The sequence below is a fragment of the Elusimicrobiota bacterium genome (assembly GCA_016706425.1).
Lineage (GTDB): Bacteria > Elusimicrobiota > Elusimicrobia > FEN-1173 > FEN-1173 > JADJJR01.
On the sequence record JADJJR010000001.1, the window covers coordinates 857,762 to 873,739 of the forward strand.

A 15,978-nucleotide genomic window follows, 5' to 3' on the forward strand; every position below is an offset into this window, starting at 1 on the left:
CGCCATGAGCCCCATCTCTCCGCTTCAAAAAGAGCGCCTCAAATTCAAACCGACTCTGCCCGCCGTGTTTAAGGCCGGACCGGGGACGGTGCGGCCCCAGGGGGGGAAGGTCCCCCGGAGCGTCACCGACGGGGAGGCCCTGCGCGCGGTGTTCCCGAAAACCTTCGGTCTTCCGGTGGTCTCCTTCGGCAAGGGGAAAAACCCGGGCGCGACCAAAAAAGCGGTGCGGGTGGGCGTGGTCTTGTCCGGTGGACAGGCGCCCGGCGGGCACAACGTGCTGGCGGGTTTGTTGGACGGCCTGAAGAAAGCCAACGCCAAAAACAAACTGTTCGGTTTCCTGGGCGGCCCCTCGGGCATTTTGGACAACAAAGTCCTGGAACTGACCCCGGCCGTCCTGGCCGCCTACCGCAACACCGGCGGATTTGATTTGATCCAATCCGGCCGGACCAAGATCGAGACGCCCGAGCAGTTCGCCGCCGCCAAGAAAAACATCGCGGCCAACAAACTCGACGCCCTGGTGGTGGTCGGGGGCGACGACTCCAACACCAACGCCGCCCTTTTGGCGGAATATTTCAAAACCGAGGGGCTCCCGGCGAGCGTCGTGGGCGTGCCCAAAACCATCGACGGCGATTTGAAGAACGAGCGGATCGAGACCTCCTTCGGTTTCGACACCGCCACCAAGATCTATTCCGAACTGGTGGGCAACATCGCGCGCGACATCCTGTCGGCCCGCAAGTACTGGCATTTCGTCCGTCTGATGGGCCGGAGCGCCTCCCACATCACGCTGGAGGTGGCGCTCCAGACGCACCCCAACATCGCCTTGATCGGCGAAGAGGTGTTGGCCCGGAAACAAACCCTGGGCGAGGTGGTTGACGGCATCGCCGGCGTGATCATGGCGCGGGCCGCCGAAAAGAAGAATTACGGCCTGGTCTTGATCCCCGAAGGTCTCATTGAATTCATTCCCGAAATGCGGCGCCTGATCTCCGAGCTGAACGACGCCCTTCCCCAGGCGGAAAACGCGGCGTCCTTCGCGGAAAAGCGCGAGATCGTCCGCAAAATGTTGTCGGGGGAAACGGCCGCGCTGTTGACCTCCTTGCCCGAGGCCCTCCAAATCCAGCTGATGCTGGACCGCGACCCCCACGGGAACGTGACGGTGTCCCAGATCGAGACCGAAAAACTTTTGGTGGAGATGGTCAAAACCCGACTGTCGGAAATGAAAAAGACCGGCGGCGACGGGGGTAAGTTCTCCGCCATCACCCACTTCTTCGGCTACGAGGGCCGCTGCGGGGCCCCGTCGAATTTCGACGCGACCTATTGCTACGCCCTGGGATTCAACGCCGCCGTTTTGGCCCTGAACGGGCTGACCGGTTACCTGTCGTCGATTCAAAATCTGACGAAGCCGGCCGGCCAATGGAAGGCCGGGGGCGTTCCTTTAACAATGATGATGAACATGGAACGCCGAAAAGGCAAAGACAAGCCCGTGATTCAAAAGGCGCTGGTGGTGTTGAACGGTCGCCCCTTCGGCGCCCTGGCCGCCGCCCGGGCGGCTTGGGCCAAGAACGACGATTACGTGTTCCCCGGGCCGATCCAGTATTTCGGTCCGGCGGCGGTGACCGACGTCCCCACCCAAACGCTTCTTTTGGAATCCCGATAGCCGGCCCATCGTGACCGTTCACGAGTTGGATTTCCGCGTTTCCTACGCCGACACCGATCGGATGGGCGTGGTCTATTACGCCAACTATCTGATCCTGTTTGAGCGGGGGCGCACGGAGTTGATGCGCGAAGCCAAGGTGCGTTACCGCGATCTGGAGGAGGAGGGCCTTTTTCTTCCCGCCATGGAGGCGAACCTCCGTTACCTGTCCCCGGCCCATTACGACGACCTGCTCAAAATCAAAACACGTATTTGTGATTTGGGCCGCGCTTCCATGACCTTCGCCTACGAGGTCGTCAACGCCGACACGGGAAAAACCTTGGTGCGCGGGACCACCAAACACCCCTTCGTCAATAAGTCCTGGAAGCCCGTGGCCGTGCCCCCGCGCCTGCGGGAACTGTTGGTCCCGCTCGTCCGCCCCTCCGTCTAAAACCGACGATTGAAAACCCTCCGTTTCGGGGGTAAACTTTCGATGAGAACGATGCATCGAAAGGACACCGCCATGCCCAAGGACCTTCCCGCCGACCCGGGACCCTACCGCGATTTCACCCTGCGCAACCGCGGGTACATCGATCCGGGGGGTCAAGAAAAGATCCGTGCGACCCGCGTTTTGGTGGCCGGCTGTGGTTTGGGCAGCACGATCGCCGAGTCGTTGTTGCGGTCGGGGTTCGTCCATTTGACGCTGGTGGACCATGACACCGTCGCCGCCCACAACATGAACCGTCAAGCCTACGGCCGAGGGGATGTGGGCCGGCGGAAGGTCGATGCCCTGCGGGACCGACTTTTGGCGATTTTCCCCGAAGCGGAGATCGCCGCGGTGGCCCGCCGTGTGAGCGCGGAAAACGCGGCGACGCTTGTGGGGAACGCCGACCTGGTTATGGACACCATCGATTTTCTCAGTTTGCCGGACCTGATCGCCCTGCACGACGCCGCCCGGAAGGCCCAAACGCCTCTTTTATCCTGCCTCTCCGCGGGGTGGGGGGCGGTGGGGTTCTATTTCCCTCCCGATGGACCATGCACCGCCCGGTCGCTCTTCGGCCTCCCTTCCACCGGATCTGTGGACGGGGCGTCCTACACGGAGCGGTTCGCCGGGTTGATGCGCGCCCTGGCCGGCCAACTGAATCCCGCGATTGTCGGGGTCATGGCCGAGGCGTTGAGAGTGATGGAAGACGGCACCCCGTGCCCGGCTTCCCAGGTGGCCGCCGGCGGCGCCGCCGTGGCCGCCCTGGCGGCCACGTTGGCGGTGCGCGTTGTTTCCGGGCGTCCGGTGGCGGCCGCCCCGCGTCTCCACCTCGTGGATCTCGACCGGCTGGTCGAGACCGGCACATTCACTTTGGGAGACGCGACCGCGTGATCGCCGGCCCTCCACCTTCATGAATCAACCGCGCGAAAGGGACAAGGGGATGGGGACCTCGCTGACAAAGCGGTTCGCGACCTTGGGGGTTGTGGAATACAAGATTGCCACGACCCCCCAAGAGATGGAGGAGGCTCTTTCCCTGGTCTACCGGGAATACGCGAAACGCGGCCTCATCCTGCCGGCACGTTACAAAGCGCCGATCCGCGTTGGGGTCCACCACCTCCTGCCCGAAGAGACCCGGGTGTTCATCGGGGTCAAGGAAGGGGAAGTCGTTATCACCCTCTCGGCGTTTAAAGACTCGCCGCTCGGTCTCCCGATGGACGGTGGGTACGGGCCGGAGGCGGACGCTCTGCGCGCGGGGGGCCGGAAAATAGGCGAAGTGGGATACTTCGCGGTCAAAGGCGGTCTGTTCAAGCGCAAGCGGTTATTGGGTTTTGACCCCGAAAAACTTTCTTTTATTTTCACGATGTTTCGCCTGGCCCTGCAATGGGGTTTGTATTTTACCGACTTGGACGACGGCTGTCTCGTGACCAACCCCGATCCCAAGCGGATGTCTTTCAAATATTTCCCGCTCGACGTGATCGGTGGCGTCAAACACTTCGGGTTTGACGAAACGCACGTCAAGCCCAAACCGGCCGTCGCCAAGCGGATCGATTTAAAAGCGCTCCGCGCCGCTTTGAAAAAACCCCTGTCATGGCTAAATTTCAAAATCGCGCTGTTTCGTTGCGCGCTTGATAAAGCCATTCCGCGGGAGGTCCTGGAGCCGAAATTGCGCCTGAGTCCTCGAGACCTCCATCGTTTCTTTGTTGAGAAATCGGACGTGCTGAAGAGTCTCCAGGGGGAGAAGCTTGAATATGTCCTGAAATCCCACGGGATGAGCAAAGATGACTACAACCTTTTACTGTCCGGGCACTGGTAACAAGGTGTCCCTTTCCCTTCAATCCGGCCGCCGGGATCGCCCGTGACCAAGGCGCCCGAGCGGGATTGGCGCGGCCGCGCCGCCGCGTTCATCGCGCGCCGGTCGATGATTCTCCCCGGACTGGTCGGGGGTTTGGCCTTTTTCCTGATGGCCCAGATTCCCCGGCTCACCACGGCCAGCTCCGTGGACGTCTTCCTGGATTGGACCAACCCCGCGGCCCGCTATTTTCGCGAGTTTAAAAAGGAATTTCCCAAAGAGGAGTATTTCCTCATCGCGTTCGAAGACGAGGCGTTTTTTTCAGCGGGGTCCCTGGGCCGTCTGCGGGCGTTGACCCAGGACCTGTCCGGCCTGGAGGAGGTGTTGGACGTCACCAGCCTGGCCAACGTCACCGACACGGTGGGGGACGGCGACGCCTTTGTCGCTGAAAAGTTCCTCAAAACCCTGCCGGCGTCGCCGGCCCAGTCGGCGGAATTGAGCCGCCGCGCGGTCGCCCACCCCCTCTACCGCCGCCAATTGGTGTCCGAAGACGGGCGCGTGGGGGCGATTGTGGTTTACGCGCACCACCGACCCGAAGACCCCACCTACCACGAACGGCTTCTGGGCAAAACCCGGGAGATTTTGGCGCGTCACCCTTTGCCGCAGGGGGAATACCGTTTGGCGGGGTATTTGGTCACCAACGTGGCCCTGGACGAGTTCATGAACCGCGATCTGGTGCGTTTTTTGCCGCTGGTCTTGATCCTGGTTGGGGGGACGGTGCTTTGGGTGTTTCGCAGCGGACGTTTGTTCGCGTTGGCGATGCTCAACATCGGCGTCACCCTTGGGTCGACGATGGGGTTCGCCGCGTTGTGCGGCTTCGCGTTGAACACGGTGACGACCATTGTGGTCCCCCTGTGTGTTTCCCTGGCGCTGGCCGACACGGTGCACGTGTTCGGTCGTCTGAAGGCGGACACCCTGCGGGCTCACCCGGACCCGCGGGACGCCCTCGCCGCGGCCCTGCGGGGGGTGATCTTTTCGTGCCTTCTCACGAGCGTCAACACGGCCCTGGGTTTCGCCTCCTTCGCCAACAACCGCATTCAAGCCATCGCCGAATTCGGCATCGTGGCGGCGGCCGCGATGGTTTTGGAATTCGTTTTCACCTTCGGGCTGTTGGCGCCTCTGCTGTTGCGATTCCGCGCGGCGGCCCTCTACCGGGAGCGGGACCTGGGAAATCCGCACCTCCTGCAAAAAGCCTTGGCCGCCTGCCAACGGGCCGTGCGGGCCCGCCCGGGGACGATTCTCGCGGTGGGGGCGGTGGTGTTGTCCGTGGCCGCGGCGGGGGTCGGCCGCGTGCGGGTGGACACGGATTTTTTAAAGTTTTTCTGGCCGCACGAGCGCATTCGACAGGACGTCGAGTTCATTGAAAACCGCCTGTGCGGCACGCAGGACCTGAGTTTGTCCGTTCGGGGGCCGACGGCCGGGGCCTTTAAAGACCCCGCCGCCCTGGCCGTTTTGGAGGATCTCCAAACTTTCGCGGCCGGGTTGCCCCGGGTGGACGTGACCACATCGCTCGTGGATTACTTGAAAGACATGAACATGTCCTTTTACGATGAAGACCCCCGCCGTTCGGTCCTCCCCGCGACGCGGCGCCTGGTGGAGCAATTCCTCCTCTTGTACAACGCCGACGATCTGGAGGATTTCGTCACCCCCGATTTCCGGCACGCGCGGATCATGATTCATTTGTCGGAACACAGCCTGGGGCGCCTGGGGGAGATCGCCCGGCGAATCGAAGCCCACACCGCCGCCCTCGACACGCCTTTCGAGATTAAAATCACGGGTTACATGGCCCAGGAAATCAACACCGCGCGGGTCATCGTGGAGGACCAGGCCAAGAACTTGTTCCAATCGGTGGCGTCCATCGGGCTGGTGATGTGGTTGGTGTTGCGGTCGTTCCGTTTGGCCCTGCTCTTTCTAATGCCGAACCTGTTCCCCATCGTTTTGAATTTCGGGCTGATGGGTTACACCGGGGTGGCGCTCGACACGGGCACGGCGTTGATCGCCGCGGCGGCCTTTGGCATTGTGGTGGACGACACGGTGCATTTCATGATGGACTACCGGGAGCGCCGGCGGGGGGGGGACGGGGTCGAGCCCGCGGTCCTGTCGGTGATGCGTGAAAAAGGGGAGGCCGTCCTGACTTCCTTTTTGGTGCTGACGTTGGGGTTTGGCGTGCTCCTGCTCAGCCGGTTCGTGCCTATTTTCCATTTTGGATTGCTCAATGTGTTCGTCCTTGTGACGGGCGTACTGGCCGACGTGTTTCTTTTGCCCGCGTGGTTGTTGTTCTGGAGCCGAACCCCCGCGCGGCGTTTCTTCAATCGGCCTTAAGAGGACCATCGTGAATCAACCCGACCTCCCGCTCCGCCAAAGGCTCGTGATGGGCGCGGCGCGGCTCATCACGGGGCGCCCCCGGATTGTCGCCTCCGCCGTGCTCCTGTTGCTGGGGGTGCTGTGGGCCCACCTGCCGCGCCTCGCCTTTCGAACCGACGTGGATGACTTCGTCGTGGAAAAGGATCCCGTCCGCCTGTTGGGGCTGGCCGCCGAGTCGGTCTTCACCCGCAACGAACACGTGGTCGTCGCTTTTGAAACGGCGGACCTCTTCACGCCGGACAGCCTGCGCCGATTGCGCGAAGCGACGGACGCCCTCCTGGCGGTCGAGGGCGTGGCGGACGCCATCAGCCTGGCCCGCGTGGAGGACATGAAGGGGACCGAAGACGCCTTCGTCGTCGAGCCCCTGTTTGACGAAATCCCGCCCGCGGGGGCGGCGATGGAGGCCCTCCGCCGACGGACGCTGGGCAACCCCCTGTACCGCAACGCGCTTGTGTCGGGAGACGGCCGGGTGGCGGCGATCATCGTCCATTTGTCGGCCGAGTCCCCGCCGGGCGGCCGGGCCGGCGTCGTCGCGGCGATCGAAAAAACGCTCGCGCCCCTGGAAAAAGGCGGTCCCCGTTTCCGTCTGGCGGGGTGGCCCATCACCAACGTCAAAATGGCCCGTTTCACCAACGCCGACGTGATGCGCTTTGTGCCTTTGACCTTGTTGTTGACCCTGGGCACTTTGTGGTGGGTGTTCCGAAATCGGCGCCTTTTGCTGATGGCGGGGGGGGGGATCGTGTTCACCTTGAGCGCCACCATGGGTTTGGCCGGTTTGTGCGGCATTCCCGTGAGCATGACGGTGGTCGCGGTGGTCCCGCTCGTCATCACCTTGGCGCTGTCGGACTTGGTTCATTTGTTCACGCACTTGAACGAGGAGGCCGCGCGGGGCGGCTCCTCGCGCCGCGAGGCCCTGGCCCGGGCCCTCGAACCCATTTTGTTCCCGTGTTTTCTCACCAGCGTGAACACCGCCATCGGGTTCGCGTCCTTGATGCTCACGCCGTTGCCCGCCGTTCGCTGGTTCGGCTTCCTGGCCGCGGCGGGGATGTTCTTTGAATTTTTAATCACTTTCGGGGTCGTGGCGCCCGGGCTTCTCCTGTTCCCGGTGGAGAAGATTTACCGGTCGGTGGAGGCGCGCCGCCGTCGCGCCATACCCCGACTGGTGTCTTTTGTGCACGAAGCGGTGCGGGCCCGACCGCGGACGGCGTTGGCTCTTTGCTTGGCGGTCGTGATCGCGTCCCTGTTCCAGGCCCGGCGGGTGCGCGTGGAAACAAGCCCGATGGAGTTTTTTCCACCCCGCAACGCCTACCGTCAGGACATCGAGTTCGTGCGCGACCGTCTGGCCGGCGTGACGGTCATCGACCTTTCCTTCCGCGCCGCGGACCCCAACGCGTTTCGCGACCCGTTGTTTTTGAACCGCCTGCGCGCGGCGCAAGAAAAAATAGAAGCCATTCCGGGTGTCGACAAGGCGATCTCCCTCACCGACTTCTTTATGGAAATGAACGAAGCCTTTCACGCCGACGACCCCGCCCAGCGACGCCTTCCGGGCACCCGCCGGATGGTCGATCAGTACCTCCTGTTGTACGGCGGGGAGGATATGCGGGAATACGTCAACGAAGCCTTTAACTGGACCCGCGTGCGCATCCGCCTCCACGCGGACGGGTCGGCGGCGGTGTTGGCGATTCTGGGGAAAATACGTTCGATCCTGGGGGAAACCCCGTGGCCGGGGGTGGAATGGGAATTCATCGGGAAAATGGCGGATCTGGTGCGATCGCAGGTGGTGATGGTCAACGGGCAAGTGCAAAACATTCTTTCGGCGGTGTTCGGCATCGGGTTGGTGATGGCGGTGGTCCTGCGTTCCCTGCCGCTCACGCTCCTCTTTTTGGTCCCGAACCTTTTCCCCGTCCTTGTTAATTTCGGCCTCATGGGCGCGCGGGGCATCACGTTGAACACGGGCACCGCGCTCATCGCGGCTTCGGCCTTCGGCATCATCGTGGACGACACGGTGCACTTTTTCGTTCGTTACCGCGAGCGGCGATGGGCGGGCGTGCCCGTGGCGGAGGCCCTGCACGAGGTCACCGAGGAAAAAGGCGAGGCGTCCCTCTCTTCGGCTTTCGTCCTTTCGATGGGTTTCGCCGTCCTCATGCTCAGCGAATTCGAGCCGATCTTTTTCTACGGTCTTTTGAACGTCGCGATCATGGCGGTGGGCATGGCCGGCGATATGGTTTTTTTGAAATCCCTCTTTTACATCGGCTTGGCTTCCCGTTTTCGGCGGGAGCCCGCCCCCGCGCCTTGACCGGAGATGGCCCTTGTTTTTCTTGAAACCGGTTGTAGACTTGGGACGAGCGACAACATGGCGAATCTTTTCAAGAAACTGACCCCGCGCGACTTTTCCAACGGCTGGCCGGTGTTTTGGCGGGTCAACCTCCCGTTTTGGGTGCGACTGGTTCACCTGACCGTGGCGTTCGTCGCGGCCTACACGGCCGAGACCCGCTGGGGCGACATCTTGGCTTCGCGCTGGCCGTTTTTGTTGCGTTCCCCGGTCGTCACCCTGCTTTGGGGGGTGGCGCTGTTTTTTATCCTGTTGTGGCCCCTGGAACGGTGGGTTCACCGCACGATCCAACGACGGCTGGAAGCCGATTTTTGGCGCGCCCAGTTCGCTCTGGTGGACGGCTTGACGAAGTTGAGCCAAGGCTTGTCGGCGCTTTTGGCCGTGCTCTTCCTTTTCGCCCTTTGGGGGCGAAGTCATTGGCCGGCGGAGCAGGTGATGTTGCGTGTTTTGGTGGGGGTGTTTGCCGCCGCCCTGGTGGGGGTCCTCGTGATGTTCGTCGGTCTCTACGGTTGGTTGGCCCGCCAATGGGGCGAATTGTCCCTGGAGAAACCCCGTGCCTGATATCCAAGAACTGCTGACCCAGCTTTCAAGAGCCGAAGCGTCGGATTTGCATTTGTGCGCGGGGTCGCCGCCCTGCTTCCGCGTGAACGGGCGCATCGAACCCGTGGAGCCGGGGGCCAAGCCGCTGGAATATCGGGACCTCGAGCAAATGCTTTACCGCGTGCTCACGAACGACCAACAGGCGCGGCTCCAGAACGATCGCGAATTGGATTTCTCCATCGGGTTCACCGACGTGGGACGCTTCCGGGGCAACATCCACCGACAGCGCGGGAGTTGGGCGGCGGTGTTCCGTAAAATCCCCCTGGAAATACCGTCTTTGTTGGAGTTGGGTTTGCCCGAGATCGTCCGGACCCTGGCGCTCAAAGAATCGGGGCTCGTGCTCATCACCGGGCCCACGGGCAGCGGCAAATCCATGACTTTGGCGGCCATGATCGAGATCATCAACACCGAACGGGCGTGCCACGTTATCACGCTCGAGGATCCCATCGAATTTCTCTTTAAAAACCGCCGGGCCCTCATCAAGCAACGGGAAATCGGCCAGGACACGGACAGTTACGGCGTGGCGTTGCGGCGGTCCTTTCGCCAGGACCCGGACGTCCTTATGATCGGGGAAATGCGCGACCGCGAAACCATCGGCATGGCCATCACCGCGGCCAGCACGGGGCGCCTGGTGCTCGGCACCCTGCACACCATGGACGCGGCGTCCACCATCGACCGCGTCATCGAGAGTTTTCCTTCGGACCAACAGGCGCTGGTGCGCAACCAAATTTCCGGAAGTCTGGAGGGGGTCCTCTCCCAGCAATTGGTGCGGCGTTCGGTGGGCAGCGGACGGGCGTTGGCCTTGGAAGTTCTGGTGTCCACTCCGTCGGTGCGGAACCTGATCCGCACGGGAAAAACTTTTCAGGTGGTCAGCGACATCGAAACGGGAAAACGTTTCGGCATGCAATCCCTCAATCAGTCCTTGCAGGACCTCGTGGCGAGCCAAACCATTAAATTGGAAGAAGCCGTCCGCCACACCCGGTTTCCCGAGCAGCTCATGCAAAAGCTCGGCGTCCCCCAGTAGCGGCTCTTTCCCCCACCGGTTGAATCGATGTAAAATGCGGGTCCATGAGTACCGCGGACCCCCGGCCGGCGATGTCCCTCTGTCCCCATTTTGGAACGGGCGACCGTCCTCCCGGTATTCCGGCCAGCGCGTGCGGCGGTTGCGCTTCCCAGGACCGCCCCTACGACCACCAATTGGCCCATAAGGAAAGCCTGGTCCGCCGGTTGACCGACCCTTTCTTGACCGGGGAATTCCGGCCGATCGTTCCGTCTCCGGACGTCTTCCACTACCGCAACAAAATGGAATTCGCCTTCGGCGGGTTGAAGGACGAACCGCCGCTTCTGGGCCTGCGCCAAAAGGGGCGCTTTGACCGCGTTGTGGATTTGACCGAGTGCCGCCTGCTGTCGCCGGAGGCCGGGCCCCTGTTGGCGGCGGTGCGCGGCTGGGCCTTGGCGGAGAAATGGCCCACTTACCACCTGAAATCCCATAGGGGATTGTTGCGTTATCTGGTCGTGCGGGAGGGGAAAAACACCGGCGAGCGCATGGTCGCCCTGGTGACGGCCGAGGGCGAGATTCCCAAAGACGGTTTTTTGGCGGCCTTGGACGCTTCGGGGGCGCGCGTCGACACCGTGGTTTGGATGGTGAACGCCGGGTTGTCGGACGTGGCCCATGGCGAGGAGCGGGCGGTGTGGCGGGGGCGGGGGACCATTGACGACCGGTTGGGAAAAAAAGTGTTCCGTGTTTCGCCCCGGTCCTTCTTTCAAAGCAACACCCGGGGGGCGGAAAAGCTTTACGGGATCGTGGGGGATTTCCTGGGCGAGGGCGCGGACACCTTGTTCGACGTCTATTGCGGCGGGGGGGCCATCGGCCTGTGTTTGGCGGACCGGGTGAAACAGGTGGTCGGCATCGAATCGAACCCCGCGGCGGTGGCGGACGCCCTGCAAAACGCGCGGGTCCAGGAAGCGCCCAACACGGAGTTCCACGCGCTCGACGCCGCGACCTTCGCCAAAACCCCCGCCTGGGTGGAACACTGGAGGGCTCCCCGAGCCGTGGCGGTCATGGACCCGCCCCGCCCCGGCCTGCAACCCGATGTGCGGCGCCTGCTTTTGGAACAACCTGTTTCGCGCTGGGTTTACGTGTCGTGCAACCCGGAGGCGCTGGCGCGGGACTTGGCTTATCTCGCGCCGGTCTACGATGTCAAAACCGTCCAGCCGGTGGATCTTTTTCCCCACACGCCCCACGTGGAGACGGTGGTTCGGCTGGATCTCAAGTAGTTCCGTCCCTCCAGGGGTCCTCCCCGGGACCCGAATTCCCAGAACGAAAATCTTATTTTGAGTCGGAGGGCAGTTCGCCCAATTCTTGGAGGGCTTCCTTGAGCGCCTGTTCATGGCGGCGGCTCTCGAGGCGGGCCGTGAGGCTGTAAGCGCACGGCACGACGTAGAGGGTCAACAGGGCCGACACCGACACGCCCCCGATGATGACCAGGGCCATGGGCACGCGGGTTTCGGCCCCGGGGCCCAGCGCCAAGGCGGGCGGAACGGCCGCCGCGATGGTGGACACCGTGGTCATGATGACGGGCCGCAGACGGATCGGGCAGGCGTCCAAAAGGGCTTCGCGCACGGCCATGCCCAAGGCGCGCCGTCGTTCGTTGGTGAAATCGACGAGCATGATCGAGTTCTTTTTGACGATGCCCATCAAGAGGACGATGCCGATCATGCTGAACATGTTGAGGGACTGTTGGCCCACCCACAGGGCCAGCACGGCGCCGGTGACGCTGAAGGGCAACGCCAAGAGCACCAGGGCCGGGTGAATGAAGCTGTTGAACTGGGACCCCAGCACCATGTAGGCCACAATGATGCCCAGAAGGATGGCGGCCACGAGGCCGACGAAGGCTTCCTTGAAGGTTTCGGCCGCGCCGGAGAACACCAGCGTCACCCCTTCGGGCAGAATGTCTTTGCCGATTTTTTGAACGGCCGTCAAGGCTTCGGCCTGGGACTTGCCGGGGGCGATGTTGGCGAACAGGCGGATCGCCCGGGAGCGGTTCTCCCGGGTGATGCTGAGCAGGGTCTGCCGTTCTTTGACGGTCACGACGTCTTTGAGAGGCACCACCTGCCCGCGGTTGTTGCGGACGTAAATTTTGTCCAAGTCGGCGGGTTTGTCGCGGTCCTCGGGGCGGAAGCGCACGCGCACGTCGTACCGCCGACCGCCCCGGGAAAACTTGCCCACGCGCTGGCCCCCTAAAGTGGCGTTGATGGCGTTGCCGATGACCGACACGCTCACGCCCCGGGCGGCGGCGGCTTCGCGGTTGGGGAAAATTTGCACTTCCGGCATGCCGAGGGCGTAGTTGGAGTCCACGTCCACCATGAGGCCGGTTTCCTTCATTTTGGTCCTCAAGAGCTCGCTGGACTTGGCCAGTTGTTCCCAATCCCGGCCCCGCAGCGCCAGGTCCACGGGAAAGCCCGGCTCCGCGCCGCCGCCCGCCACGGACAGGTCCATTAAAATAATCTTTTCCACGCCGGGGAGTTTGGCGATTTCGGCGCGGAACACGTCCATCAATTCCTGTTGGCTGAACGCGCGGCGCCGGCCCGCGGGCGCGGGTCGTTCTTTCGGGGTTTTGAGCGTGATGAACATGAAGGCGTTGTTGATTTCGCCTCCCTCGAAGCCCCCGACGGCGGCGTAGTAGCGCTCCACCTCGCCGCGGTCCATCGTGAAGGCCTCCACTTTCTTTAAGGTCTCGTCGGTGAAACCCATGGAGGAGCCCACCGGGGTTTCCATGCGCAGGAACAGGATGTTCTGGTCCTGGGGCGGCATCAATTCCATTTTGACGAGCGGGAACAGGAGGAGCGACCCGTGGAACAACACGGCCGCGACAATCACCACCGTCCAGCGGTGATTGAGGCTCCAGGTCAACGTGGATTTGTAGCGGCGGGTCAGGGTCTCCATCAAGGCGTCCACGCCGCGGGTGAGGCGGTTGTTTTGGCCGATTTCCAGGAACTGGGCGCAGCGCATGGGCGCGAGGGTCAGGGCTTCGACCAGGGAGAACATGACCGCCGCCGAGATGGTGATGCCGAATTGGAAGAAGTATTTGCCGATGACCCCTTTGACGAACACCACGGGAACGAAAATGGCCAGAATGGCCACCGACGTGGCCATGGCGGCGAAATAGATCTCGCGGGCGCCGAGGATGGCGGCCTTGACCCGGGGTTCGCCCAGCTCGCGGTGGCGGACGATGTTCTCCAGGACCATGATGGCGTCGTCCACCACGATGCCGACCACGAGCGTCAGGCCCAGCAACGTGAAGGTGTTTTGCGTGAACCCGAGGAAGTAAAGCACGATGAAGGTGCCCAGAATGGACGTGGGGATGGCCAAAATGATGTTGAGGGCCGAGCTCCAGGAACCCAGGAACAGCCAGCAGATGAAGGACGTCAGGATCGCGGCGAGGAGGAGGTTGAAATTCAACTCGTGGGTCGCGTCCTCCACGAAAACCGTGCCGTCGTAGTTGACGGCGAGAATCACCCCCGCGGGCAGATTCTTTTGAAGCGCCTCCACCTTCTCTTTGACGCGCCGTCCCACGTCGACCATGTTGGCGTTGCGCTGTTTAAGGATCCCGAGGCCGATGGCGGGCTTGCCGTTCACCCGGGAAATGGCGCGGGCGTCGGCCAGGCCGTCTTCGATGGTGGCGACGTCCTTTAAATGGAACGGGCGATAGACCGGCGCGCCGTTTCGCGCGGGGATGACCAAATTCTCAAACTCGGCGACGCCGCCCGCCTCGCCCATCACCCGCAGGTTCCACTCTTTGGTGGCGGAGGTCAGGTACCCGGCCGGGCGCTCGGTGTGCTCGGTGGCGACGGCCGCGGTCACGTCGTCGACGGTGATTTCGTTGGCCCGCAATTTTTCCGGGTCGAGCCACACCCGCAGGGCGGGCTCGATGTAGCCGCCCAGGAAGACGTTGCCGACGCCGGGGACGGTGGTGAATTCGTGTTTCAGCTCGTCGCGGACGAACTCCATAAGGAAACGCAGGGGGCGGTCGCCCGACAGGGAGAGCCACATGAAGGGTTGGTCTTCGGGGTTGAACTTGGCGATGATCGGCGGGTCGAGGTCGCGGGGAAGGTTGAACTGGGCCTGGGAGATCTGGCTTTGCACCTCCTGCAGGGCCACGTCCACGTCGGTCTTGAGGTCGAATTCGATGACGATCCGCGCCTGGCCCAATTGAGAGGTGGAATTGATTTTTTTGACGCCTTTGACCGAGGTGATGGCGTCTTCGATGATGTCCACGACGTCGGTTTCCATGACGTCGGGGGCGGCGCCCTCCCAGCGGGTCAAGACGCTGATGATGGGGAAATCCACGTCGGGCAACATGCTCTTGCCGATGGAACCAAAGCCGATGAGCCCGAAGAGGATCATGGCGAACATCATCATCCAGGCGAGGACGGGGTTCTTGATGGCGGCGTCGGACAATCTCACGGCAGGACCTCCGCGGCCACCATCAAGGCGACGTAACGGCGGCGGCTTTCGATGCGGGCGTCGTCCAGGGCGCGTTTCGCGTCGAGCAACGTTTGCAGGGCCATGAGGACGTCCAAATTGGTCACGAGGCCGAGGCGGTATTCCTTCACCTGGGCGTTGTGGCTCGCCTCGGCGGCGCGCTGGGCGGCGGCCAGGTCGGCGATTTCGGCCCCGGAATCGACCCAGTCGTCGTAGGCGCGGCGGACGTCGGTGTCGATGCGGCGGGCGAGTTCCCGGAGGTAAAGCTCCGACTGTTTCTTTTGGGAGCGGACCTCGGCCACGGTGCCCACGGTCCGGCCGCCCTGGTAGAGGGGGGCGCGCAGGGACAGGCTCGCGTCCCAATCGATGGGCTCATACAAGGTGGGCCGGCGGGTGTACCAGTGGGCGGTGAGGCCGAGGGTGGGATAGCGGTCCGCCCGTTCGTAGCGCAGGTTGTACTCCCGGCCTTCGGCGTCGCGGCGCTGGGCCTCGAGATCCGAACGGCGTCGGGCCCCGTCCAGGAATTTTTCCAGGGGTTGGCCGCCCGGGGCCGCGTCCAAACCGTCGGGCAGGGGGTTGTCGCCCAAGGGGCGCTGGGTGAGGAACGCCAGCTCGGCGCGCGCCCCGCGAAGCCGGCTTTTCAATCGGGTGACCTCCGCCCGCAGGCGCGCGGCCTGGGATTCGGCGCTGTGGACCTCGCTGGCGCGGGTTTTGCCCAACCGCAAAAATTCCCGTAGGTCTTGGAGACGTCCTTCCGCGAGGCGGCGGGCGCTGTCGGTGTCGGTCACGGCGTTTTGCAGGGCGACCACGTTGTAATACAAGGTCGCCACATCGGCGAAAAGGAGGATTTCCGACCGTTTTAAGAGGAGAAGGTCCCGGGCGGCTTCCTTCTTAAATCCCGCCCGCGCCGACCATTCCCGAAACCCGTGATAAATCGACTGGTCCAAGGTGAATTTGGACTCGATTTGGTCCCGCTCGATGAAACCCCCGAAAGTGTTTTGAAGTCCCCGGGTGTCCTGGCGCGTGCCGCGCCACTCCCAGGCGACGTTGGGCAGCGCCCCGGACAGGGCCACGCGGCCCCTCGCTTGGGCCTGGGCGATGGTTTCCCGTTGGCGGGCCAGACCTTCGTGGCTCGCGAGCGCCCATTCGTAACAACGGCGCAGGTCGGTCTCCGCGCCCTGGGCCAGGGGGGAGAAGGCGATGAAAAGCAAAGGCCATTTTTTCATAGGGAATG

Annotated in this window: 11 protein-coding genes; 9 read left to right on the forward strand and 2 right to left on the reverse strand. The window is 63.0% G+C overall.

The annotated features are described in order from the left end of the window. Positions 1–4: 4 nt before the first annotated feature. From IPI56_03580 to rlmD, 9 genes are all read left to right on the forward strand, one after another. The gene (locus IPI56_03580) at positions 5–1,654 is read left to right on the forward strand and encodes a diphosphate--fructose-6-phosphate 1-phosphotransferase (GenBank protein ID MBK7544821.1); all 1,650 of its coding nucleotides are present in this window, start codon (positions 5–7) and stop codon (positions 1,652–1,654) included. Positions 1,655–1,715: 61 nt separating this feature from the next. After that, entirely contained in the window at positions 1,716–2,081 is a 366-nt protein-coding gene (locus IPI56_03585) for an acyl-CoA thioesterase (GenBank protein MBK7544822.1), read from the forward strand. Positions 2,082–2,132: 51 nt separating this feature from the next. After that, entirely contained in the window at positions 2,133–3,005 is an 873-nt protein-coding gene (locus IPI56_03590; GenBank protein ID MBK7544823.1) for a ThiF family adenylyltransferase, read from the forward strand. Positions 3,006–3,054: 49 nt separating this feature from the next. Then, entirely contained in the window at positions 3,055–3,927 is an 873-nt protein-coding gene (locus IPI56_03595) for a hypothetical protein (protein MBK7544824.1), read from the forward strand. A gap of 42 nt (positions 3,928–3,969) precedes the next feature. Next, entirely contained in the window at positions 3,970–6,285 is a 2,316-nt protein-coding gene (locus tag IPI56_03600; GenBank protein ID MBK7544825.1) for an MMPL family transporter, read from the forward strand. Between the two features lie 10 nt (positions 6,286–6,295). Then, positions 6,296–8,623, forward strand: coding sequence for an MMPL family transporter (locus IPI56_03605; GenBank protein ID MBK7544826.1), 2,328 nt, complete (start codon positions 6,296–6,298; stop codon positions 8,621–8,623). A gap of 57 nt (positions 8,624–8,680) precedes the next feature. After that, positions 8,681–9,220 carry a hypothetical protein gene (locus tag IPI56_03610; GenBank protein ID MBK7544827.1) on the forward strand — a complete coding sequence of 180 codons (540 nt, stop codon included), beginning with the start codon at positions 8,681–8,683 and terminating at the stop codon, positions 9,218–9,220. 1 nt (position 9,221) lies between these two features. Further along, on the forward strand, positions 9,222–10,283 hold the full coding sequence (locus IPI56_03615) for a type IV pilus twitching motility protein PilT (GenBank protein MBK7544828.1): 1,062 nt from the start codon (positions 9,222–9,224) through the stop codon (positions 10,281–10,283). A gap of 44 nt (positions 10,284–10,327) precedes the next feature. Further along, entirely contained in the window at positions 10,328–11,536 is a 1,209-nt protein-coding gene (gene rlmD, locus IPI56_03620; protein ID MBK7544829.1) for a 23S rRNA (uracil(1939)-C(5))-methyltransferase RlmD, read from the forward strand. A 52-nt stretch (positions 11,537–11,588) separates the two neighbouring features. On the opposite strand, the gene IPI56_03625 is transcribed toward rlmD, so the two are convergent. Beyond that, positions 11,589–14,726, reverse strand: a complete 3,138-nt coding sequence (locus IPI56_03625; GenBank protein ID MBK7544830.1) for an efflux RND transporter permease subunit — start codon at positions 14,724–14,726, stop codon at positions 11,589–11,591. Beyond that, a complete protein-coding gene (locus IPI56_03630; GenBank protein ID MBK7544831.1) occupies positions 14,723–15,970 on the reverse strand; it encodes a TolC family protein in 1,248 nt (415 codons plus the stop codon). The genes IPI56_03625 and IPI56_03630 overlap by 4 nt, the downstream gene beginning before the upstream one ends. Between the last annotated feature and the right edge of the window lie 8 nt (positions 15,971–15,978).

Coding starts and splice junctions, on each gene's coding strand:
- IPI56_03630 (MBK7544831.1), bottom strand. CDS start 15,970: ATGAAAAAATGGCCTTTGCTTTTCATCGCCTTCTCCCCCCTGGCCCAG.
- IPI56_03610 (MBK7544827.1), top strand. CDS start 8,681: ATGGCGAATCTTTTCAAGAAACTGACCCCGCGCGACTTTTCCAACGGC.
- IPI56_03595 (MBK7544824.1), top strand. CDS start 3,055: ATGGGGACCTCGCTGACAAAGCGGTTCGCGACCTTGGGGGTTGTGGAA.
- IPI56_03590 (MBK7544823.1), top strand. CDS start 2,133: ATGCATCGAAAGGACACCGCCATGCCCAAGGACCTTCCCGCCGACCCG.
- IPI56_03580 (MBK7544821.1), top strand. CDS start 5: ATGAGCCCCATCTCTCCGCTTCAAAAAGAGCGCCTCAAATTCAAACCG.
- rlmD (MBK7544829.1), top strand. CDS start 10,328: ATGAGTACCGCGGACCCCCGGCCGGCGATGTCCCTCTGTCCCCATTTT.
- IPI56_03585 (MBK7544822.1), top strand. CDS start 1,716: ATGGGCGTGGTCTATTACGCCAACTATCTGATCCTGTTTGAGCGGGGG.